Source organism: Comamonas testosteroni ATCC 11996 (genome assembly GCF_000241525.1).
Taxonomy (GTDB): domain Bacteria; phylum Pseudomonadota; class Gammaproteobacteria; order Burkholderiales; family Burkholderiaceae_C; genus Comamonas; species Comamonas testosteroni.
In genome coordinates this window covers 529,627-538,476 of record NZ_AHIL01000002.1, presented here as the reverse complement: position 1 = coordinate 538,476, position 8,850 = coordinate 529,627, and the positions used below count along the sequence as shown (strand labels likewise).

The window sequence follows — 8,850 nt, the reverse complement described above, 5'->3', positions numbered from 1 at the left end:
TTCGTTGCTTGCTGCGATCAGCGAAGCCTTGAATTCTATCACAACTTTGTCGATCTGATTTCTTTCAGATCGACCAGCAAAATTTTGCATTCCGCTCAGTGAAGCCTTGCATTGTACACAGATTTTTGCAGTCCAGACAACACCGGCACGGACACCCAGATAAAGAACCCCGGCAGGCCTTGCCTGCCGGGGTTCTTTATCGCTTCTCAGGCGCCAGCGGCCTGCTCCAGTGCGTCGACAAACAGCGCCGCCACATCACAGCCGGTCTGATCAAAGATCTCCTGGAAGCAGGTGGGACTGGTCACATTGATCTCGGTGACGTTGTGGCCGATGACATCCAGCCCGATCAAGAGCAAGCCACGCTGCACCAGGCGCTCCCCAATGAACTCGGCAATTGCCTTGTCCTGCTCTGCCAACGGCTGGGCAACTCCCTTGCCGCCGGCCGCCAGGTTGCCGCGCACCTCATTGCCCTGCGGAATACGGGCCAGGCAAAACGGCACGGGCTTTCCGCCGATGATGAGCACCCGCTTGTCGCCATGAACGATGTCGGGCAGGAACTTCTGCACCATGACACTGGTGGAGCCGCCCTGATTCAAGGTTTCGATGATGCTGCCTAGATTGCGGCCGTCTTCGCCAACCCGGAAGATGCCCATCCCCCCCATGCCGTCAAGCGGCTTGAGGATGATGTCCTTGTGCTCTGCATGAAAGGTACGGATATCCTGCGCACTGCGCGTGACCAGCGTCGGCGAGATGAATTGCGCAAACTCCATGATGGCAAGCTTCTCGGGATGCTCGCGCAGGGCACTGGGCTTGTTGAAAACCTTGGCCCCCTCACGCTCTGCCTGGCCGAGCATGTGCGTGGCATAGAAGAACTCGGAATCAAACGGAGGGTCCTTGCGCATGACGATGGCGCCAAAGTCTGCCAGCACCGTCTGCGCAGACTGGGTTTCCTCGAACCAGCGGTCCTTGTCCCCGGTCAGGGTGATATGCCGCACCTGAGCCTTGACCTTGCCGCCGCTTTGCCAGGAGATATGGCGGGGCTCGCAGGCCACGATCTGGTGTCCTCGGCGTTGAGCCTCACGCATCATGGCAAAGGTGGAGTCCTTGTAGATGACAAAGGATTCCAGCGGATCGGCAACAAACAGTATTTGCATGGTGAAAAACTCTAGCGGTAGAGGTAGATACCGGCATCATGCCCAGCCGGGCAAAACACCACAATATGACGGCAGATACTCAGGCCTTGCGAGCCCGCAGACTCTGGACAAGCAAGGCAAGGCTGCCAGCGACCACACCCCAGAAGGCTGAGCCCACCCCTGCGATGACAACGCCGCTGAGCGTAACCAGAAAAGTGATGAGCGCTGCCTCTCGGTGCTTTTCCTCCTTGAAGGCCGTAGCCATGCCACCCCCTATGGAGCCCAGCAGGGCCAGTCCGGCAATGCAGGCCACCAGCTCCTTGGGAAAGGCCGTCAGCAGACCGGTGACCACTGCACCGAAGATGGCTATCAATATATATAACAGTCCACACACTGCAGCAGCGGTATAGCGCTTGTTTCTGTCCTCATGCGCCTCGTCTCCCATGCAGATCGCCGCCGTGATGGCACTGAGGTTGAGGGCATAGCCGCCAAAAGGCGCCAGCAGCAAGGTCACCACGCCGGTCATGCTGATGACCCTGGACACCGGTATCGGATAGCCCGTGGAGCGAATCACCGCCACGCCCGGCAGATTCTGCGAGGCCATGGTCACGACAAACAGGGGCAACGCCAGACTGATGAGTGCCTGCAAAGAGAACTCGGGGGCCGTATAGACCGGCACGGCCAGCCCTGCGTGTACGGCCGACCACTGCATCTGCCCACGCAGCGCCGCCCAAACGGTTCCGGCCAGCAGGGTGATGATGACCGCATAGCGCGGAGCCATGCGCCGCGAAAGCAGATAGGCAAGCAGCATGACCAGCACTAGGGATAGATTGGTCTCGGCCGCAGAAAAAGCCTGCATGCCGAACTTGGCCAGCACGCCGGCCAGCAGGGCCGAGGCGATTTCCATGGGGATGCGGTTCATGATGCGCTCGAACCAGCCGGTCACCCCCACCAGGATGATGAGGACCGCGCTGACGATAAAGGCACCGATCGCCTCCCCCATGGAGAAACCGCCTGCCAGCCCAGCGGTCGCCAGCACTGCGGCCCCCGGAGTGGACCAAGCCACCATGACTGGCATGCGCAGAATCAGCGAAGGGACCAGCGAGCACAAACCCATGCCAAGCCCCAGCGCCCAGATCCAGGAAGTGATTTGCTCAGGCGTGGCATGAAAGGCCTGCGCCGCCTGAAACACCAGGGCCACCGAACTGGTAAAGCCCACAAGTACAGCCACAAAGCCTGCGGCCACGGCGGCAGGACTCAAGTCTTTGAAAAAGCGCATCCGTGCATTCTGTCACCACGCCTGCCGGAAAGGCTGCACCTCGTGCGACTGTTCATGGCGAGCACGGCCGTCACTTTTAATTCAATAGCATCAATCTATTAACAGGAAAGCGATTGATGCATTTTTAGCTCACAGCATTTACAGCTCGATCTTGGAGCCCAGCTCCACCACCGAGTTGCTCGGCAGGTGCAGGAAATCAGCAACCCGGCTCGCATTCTTGTGCATCTGCGCAAACAGCTTTTCGCGCCAGTGCGCCATGGAGTTGTTCATGCGCGGGATGATCACATCACGCGACAGGAAATAGCTGGTGGACATGGAGTCCAGCTTGCAGCCCTGAGTACGCAGTTGCGCCAGCGCAGCAGGCACATCGGGCTCGTTCTTGAAGCCGTAGTGAATGATGACTTCCCAGCAATCGCCGCCCAGCGACTCTGCCTCCACCCGCTTGTCCATACCGACCCAGGGCACTTCATGGTTGCGCACGGTCACAAAGAGATTGCGCTCATGCAGCACTTTGTTGTGCTTGAGGTTATGGAGCAGCGCATGCGGCACGGTGCCGGGCTCCCCCGAGAGGAAAACCGCCGTGCCGGGCACGCGCGTGGGCGGATGACGCCAGGTGGATTCCAGAAACTGACGCAGATCCAGCGCATCCGCCTGCAACTTCTGGTGCAGCAACTCGCGCCCGCGGCGCCAGGTCATCATCAGGGTGAAGACCGTGCCACCGATCAGCAGCGGGAACCAGCCGCCTTCAAACAGCTTGAGCAGATTCGAGGCGAAGAAAGCCAGATCCACCACGAAGAAGAAGCCCGTCGCCAGCAGGCACAAGGCCAGCGAATAGTTCCAGCGATAGCGGATGACAAAGAAGGTCAGCATGGTGGTGATCAGCATGTCCAGCGTCACCGCAATACCGTAGGCCGCCGCCAGATTGCCGCTATTGCGAAACAGCAGAACAGCCAGCGCAATCGCCACAAACAGACCCCAGTTGACCAGAGGCATATAGATCTGGCCAGTCTCCTTCACACTGGTGTGGCGTACTTCAAAACGTGGGAAGTAGCCCAGCTGAATGACCTGACGCGTCACGCTGAAGGCCCCCGTGATAAGCGCCTGCGAGGCGATCACTGTGGCCATGGTGGCCATGATGACCAGCGGCAGCAGCGCCCAACTGGGTGCCATCATGAAAAACGGGTTCTTGACTGCCTCGGGATTGGCCAGCAGCAAAGCGCCCTGACCGAAGTAATTCAGGGTCAGCGCCGGCATGGCAATGCTGAACCAGGCCAGACGGATAGGCTTCTTGCCGAAGTGCCCGAGATCGGCATACAGCGCCTCGGCACCGGTCACACAGAGCACGACCGAGCCCAGAATGATGAAGCTGATGCCCGGGCTGTTCCAGATGAAGCTGACCGCGTAATGCGGACTGAGTGCTGCCAGGATTTCCGGGTGCCCCATGATCTGGTGCACACCCAGCAGGGCGATACAGGCAAACCAGATCAGGGTTACGGGACCAAAGAACTTGCCTATGCCTGCCGTTCCGCGCTTTTGCACGAAGAACAGCAGAAACAGGATCACCAGTGTCAACGGAATCACGGCCTTGGTGAAATGCGGCGAGATGACTTCCAGGCCCTCAACCGCCGAGAGCACAGAAATCGCCGGAGTGATAACACCATCGCCATAGAAGAGCGAGGTGCCGAACATACCCACCAGAAACAACGTGCTGGACAGTCGCGGCTTGTCCTTGACCGTCTGCGAAGCCAGAGCCAGCATGGCCACCAGCCCGCCCTCACCGTTGTTGTCGGCGCGCAGCACCAGTGTCACGTATTTGAGGGAGACGATGACCGTGAGCGTCCAGAACAGTACCGATAGCACGCCATAGACGTTGGCCGGCGTGAACGGCACATATCCTGAGCCGAAAACCTCCTTGACCGAGTACAAAACACTGGTTCCGATGTCTCCGTAGACGACACCGATCGCGCCCAGGGTCAGGGCGCCTAGCGAGGATTTCGAATTTTGCACGGTTCAGGAAGCGACTCGTAAGGCAGTCACCGAGTGATGAAATTGTCGGCATTGTGCGCTGTCCTCAGCGCCTGCGAAATCAGTCGTAGATTTCTGCGTCGGGATTAGTGGCTTCCAACTCGTAGCTGGCCGCCAACATGGCCAAACGTGCTATCACGCCATACATATAGAAGCGGTTGGGTGCGCTGGCGCCCGGACGCGCGCTAACCTGAGGCAGATGGTTGCTCTGCTGGAAAGCCAGGGGCACGTAGCCCGCACCGGGTGCATTGAGGTTCTCGTCCTCGCCGCGCTCGGGGTGCATACGGTAGAAACCGCCCACCACGTAACGATCCATCATGTAGACCACGGGCTCGGCCACGGCGTTGTGCATGCGCTCATAGGTCAGCACCCCCTCCTGCACGATGACGTCGTGCACGGTCTGACCGTCCTTGATGACGCCCATCTTGTTGCGGCTCTTGCGCGGCAGCGCGGCCAGCTCCTTGGCATCGCGCACGGTCATCACGCCCATGCCGTATGTGCCGTTGTCGGCCTTGACCACGGCAAACGGCTTTTCCTTGATGCCGTATTCCTTGTACTTGCGGCGCACCTTGGAGAGGATCACGTCCACCTGCTCGGCCAGGGCCTCCATGCCCGTGCCTTCGGCAAAGTCGATGTTCTCCACATGACCGAACAAGGGGTTGATCAGCCAGGGGTCGATGCCCAGAAGCTTGCCGAAGCGCTTGCCGACTTCCTCATAGCTCTGGAAGTGACGACTCTTGCGGCGCACATTCCAGCCTGCATGCAGCGGCGGCAGCAGGTATTGCTCGTAGAGCTCCTCGATGATGCCGGGCACGCCGGTGGAGAGGTCATTGTTGAGCAAAATGGTGCAGGGGTCGAAATCCTTGAGGCCCAGACGGCGCTTGCTGCGGATCACCGGCTCCAGCTTGATCTCGTCGCCAAGCGGCAGCGTGATGGACAGCGTCTTCTTGATCTCGGGGCTGATGGAGCCGATGCGCACATTGAGACCAGCCATGCTGAAGATGCGCTTGAGCTGCAGCACGCTGGCCAGATAGTGGGTGTTGCGTGTGTGGTTCTCGGGGATGATGAGCAGATTGCGCGCCTCGGGGCATATCTTTTCGATAGCAGCCATCGCGGCCTGGACAGCAAGTGGCAGCATTTCATCGGTCAGGTTGTTCCAGCCGCCTGGAAACAGGTTGGTATCCACCGGTGCCAGCTTGAAACCCGCATTACGAATGTCCACCGAACAGTAGAACGGCGGCGTGTGCTCCATCCATTCCAGGCGGAACCAACGCTCAATGGCAGGCATGGAGTCGAGAATGCGCTGCTCAAGTTCGTTAATGGGGCCGGTCAAAGCCGTGACGAGATGTGGAACCATAAATACCCTCAGGAGACGATGGTGGGGGGCAATTGTAGAGATTGAAGCATGAGATAGGTGTTTTCCCCAGTCTTTGTTTCAACGACGCCAGAACGCCGGTGACAGCAAAGCCATGAAACTCAGTATCTCGAGCCGCCCCAACAGCATGCCCAGAGTACACACCCAGATCTGGAAATCCGTCAACACCGTGTAGTTGGATGATGGGCCAACCGCGCCCAGTCCCGGCCCCATGCAGTGCACGCTGGCCAGCACGGCAGAGAACGCGGTCAGAGGGTCGAGATCGGTCAGCAGCAACACCATGCTCAGCACAATGACGGTGGCACCGTAAACCAGCATGTAGGCCAGCACCGAAAAAATCATCGGGTTATCTACCACCGCATCGCCCAGCCGCACCGGCTGCACGGCCCGCGGATGCACCAGACGCGTCATCTCGCGCCTGGCCTGCTTGACCAGAATCAGCATTCGCACCATCTTGATGCCGCCACCTGTCGAGCCCGCGCTGGTGGCAACCCCCGACAGCAGCAACAACAGAACGGGAATGAACACCGGCCAGGACAGATAGTCCGTGGTGGAAAAGCCGGTGGTCGTGGCGACCGAGACGGTATGGAACATGCCGTTGCGCAAGGCATCCAGCGGCCCATAAACCCCCTTGACCCAGAGCAGCAGCGCCACCAGCAGGCCCGAGCCCAGCAGCACGCCGATCGTGGCACGCATTTCAGGATCGCGCATAAAGCTATCGATGCGCCCCTTGCGCATGGCCACGAAGTACAGCGCAAAGTTGCAACTAGCCAATAGCATGAACAGCAGGGCCGCGGCTTCCAGCAGCGGCGAGTTGAAATAAGCAAAGCTGGCGTCGTGCGACGACAGCCCGCCCAGACTCACCGTGGCGAACATATGCATCAGCGCATCCAGGGGCTGCATGCCGCAGACCCAGAAGGCCAGAAAACAGCCAATGGAGAACAGCGCGTATACGCCCCACAGGCCCTTGGCCGTTTCGGTAATGCGCGGTGTGAGCTTGGTGTCCTTGACCGGGCCGGCGGCCTCCGCCCTGAAAAGCTGAGCACCACCGACACCCAGCAGCGGCAGCACGGCCACGGCAAGAATCAGAATCCCCATGCCGCCCATCCATTGCATGAAGGTACGCCAGACATTGATGGACACCGGCAGCTTATCCAGACCGCTGAGCACCGTGGCCCCGGTTGTCGTCAGGCCCGAGACGGCCTCGAAGTAGGCATGGGTGAGACTGATGGAAATGCCCACCCGGTTCAGCCCCATCACCAGGGGCACCATGGCGCACAGCGGCAGCACCACCCAGACCAGCGTCACCAGAATCACCCCGTGGCGCGGCTGCAGATCCTGCTTGTAGCGGTGCAGACCACCCCATAGCAGCAGCCCCACGCCAACCGTCAGTCCGATCGACCAGGGATAGATGCGCCAGATGCCATCCTGCGTGAACCAGGAGATGCCGAAAGGCAGCAACATGGCGCCGGCAAACATGATCATCAGCATGCCCAGCACACGCAGGACAGGAAGCAGGTCTTTCATGTGTGCAGCTTAGAAAAAGGTGGCGCTGACGCGGAACAGATTTTCCACGTTGCGCACCAGTCGCTTGTTGGGCAGAAAGAACACCACATGGTCGCCGGATTCGATCACGGTATGGCTGCGCGGAATGATGACCTCGGTTTCCAATGCCGTGCCCGCCACTTCCTCACAGGTCTTGCCTTCTGGAATTCCGCGCACGATGAGGCCGATGTGAACCTCCTCGGGCAGACGCAGCTCTTCCACCTTGCGCCCCACTACGCGCGAACTTTTGCGGTCGCCGCGCGCCACGATCTCCAGTGCCTCGGCCACACCGCGGCGCAGACTGTGCACGGCCTGCACGTCGCCGCGGCGCACATAGGCCAGGAACTCGCCCAACATGGCCTGCGCCGGCGACAGCGCGATATCGATCTGCGTGCCGTGCATCAGGTCCGCATAGGCGCGGCGATTGATCAGCGACAGCACGCGGCGCGCGCCCATGCGCTTGGCCAGCAGACTGGACATGATGTTGTCCTCGTCGTCGTCCGTCAGCGCGAGGAACAGATCCACCTCCTCGATGCCCTCTTCCTCCAGCAAGGCCTCATCGGTGGCATCGCCTTCCAGCACCAGCACTTCGGCAGGCAGCACCGACGACAGGCCCAGGCATTGCTGGGCATTGGACTCGACGATCTTGACGTGAAAGCGCCCGGGCGTCTGCGCCAGCTTCCTGGCCAGCCGCAGGCTGACCTGGCCGCCGCCCGCAATCATGATGCGAAACACCGGGCGGCTCGGACGCCCCTCGGGCAGATTGATGGCCTTGAGAGCCTCGGATACATGCTCGGTCGCGGCCAGCATGAAGACTTCGTCGCCGGGTTCTATGCGCGTAGCCCCGTCGCAGCGCACAAACCGGTCGGGCTCGTCCATGAAGCGGCGGTAAATCGCCACGATGCGCATGGCCAACTCAGGCATGCGCTCGCGCACCTGAGCGATCTGCAGACCCACGGCAGGCGCGCCGGCGCGCGCGCGCACCGAGGCCAAGGCAGCTCGTCCGCCCGCAAAGGCGCGAACCTGCATGGCTTCCGGGTATTCGATGAGCTTGCGGATGTAATGGGTGACCGATTCCTCGGGACAGATGATGCGATCGACCGCAAAACCCTCTTTGCCCAGCACCGGGTCATCCACCGCAAAGCTGGACGAGCGCACTCGCGCAATGCGGGTCGGAATGTCGAACACGGCCTGGGCAATCTTGCAGCAGACCAGGTTGGTCTCGTCCATGGAGGCGCAGGCGATCAGCAGGTCGGTATCCTTGGCGCCCGCCTCGGCCAGGACCTGGGGATCGATGCCGTTGCCGACCACGCCGCGCAGGTCGAAGCGCGACTCCAACTCGCGCAATGCGCGCGCATCCGTGTCGATGACGGTGATTCCGTTTTGCTCGGACACCAGACTTTCGGCCACACTCTGGCCTACGCGCCCGGCACCCAGAATAATGATTTTCATGGTGTTATGGAAAGGGATCCAAGCTGCGGCATTGAGTCATA

6 protein-coding genes are annotated in these 8,850 nt (G+C 60.4%); all 6 read right to left on the bottom strand.

The window, feature by feature from the left end; genetic code table 11:
• Positions 1-206: 206 nt before the first annotated feature.
• The 6 genes from gshB to trkA all read right to left on the bottom strand — a co-directional run bounded on the left by gshB (position 207) and on the right by trkA (position 8,809).
• The gene (gene gshB / locus CTATCC11996_RS02380) at positions 207-1,154 is read right to left on the bottom strand and encodes a glutathione synthase (RefSeq protein WP_003072594.1); all 948 of its coding nucleotides are present in this window, start codon (positions 1,152-1,154) and stop codon (positions 207-209) included.
• Between the two features lie 79 nt (positions 1,155-1,233).
• On the bottom strand, positions 1,234-2,412 hold the full coding sequence (locus tag CTATCC11996_RS02375; protein ID WP_003072593.1) for a benzoate/H(+) symporter BenE family transporter: 1,179 nt from the start codon (positions 2,410-2,412) through the stop codon (positions 1,234-1,236).
• A 138-nt stretch (positions 2,413-2,550) separates the two neighbouring features.
• Positions 2,551-4,419: a potassium transporter Kup gene (locus CTATCC11996_RS02370; protein WP_003072591.1), complete on the bottom strand. Its 1,869-nt coding sequence runs from the start codon at positions 4,417-4,419 to the stop codon at positions 2,551-2,553.
• 79 nt (positions 4,420-4,498) lie between these two features.
• On the bottom strand, positions 4,499-5,794 hold the full coding sequence (gene gshA, locus CTATCC11996_RS02365) for a glutamate--cysteine ligase (RefSeq protein ID WP_003072589.1): 1,296 nt from the start codon (positions 5,792-5,794) through the stop codon (positions 4,499-4,501).
• 78 nt (positions 5,795-5,872) lie between these two features.
• Positions 5,873-7,339 carry a TrkH family potassium uptake protein gene (locus CTATCC11996_RS02360; RefSeq protein WP_003072587.1) on the bottom strand — a complete coding sequence of 489 codons (1,467 nt, stop codon included), beginning with the start codon at positions 7,337-7,339 and terminating at the stop codon, positions 5,873-5,875.
• A gap of 9 nt (positions 7,340-7,348) precedes the next feature.
• Entirely contained in the window at positions 7,349-8,809 is a 1,461-nt protein-coding gene (gene trkA / locus CTATCC11996_RS02355; RefSeq protein ID WP_003072585.1) for a Trk system potassium transporter TrkA, read from the bottom strand.
• Positions 8,810-8,850 lie beyond the last annotated feature (41 nt).

Coding starts and splice junctions, on each gene's coding strand:
- trkA (WP_003072585.1), bottom strand. CDS start 8,809: ATGAAAATCATTATTCTGGGTGCCGGGCGCGTAGGCCAGAGTGTGGCC.
- CTATCC11996_RS02360 (WP_003072587.1), bottom strand. CDS start 7,339: ATGAAAGACCTGCTTCCTGTCCTGCGTGTGCTGGGCATGCTGATGATC.
- gshA (WP_003072589.1), bottom strand. CDS start 5,794: ATGGTTCCACATCTCGTCACGGCTTTGACCGGCCCCATTAACGAACTT.
- gshB (WP_003072594.1), bottom strand. CDS start 1,154: ATGCAAATACTGTTTGTTGCCGATCCGCTGGAATCCTTTGTCATCTAC.
- CTATCC11996_RS02375 (WP_003072593.1), bottom strand. CDS start 2,412: ATGCGCTTTTTCAAAGACTTGAGTCCTGCCGCCGTGGCCGCAGGCTTT.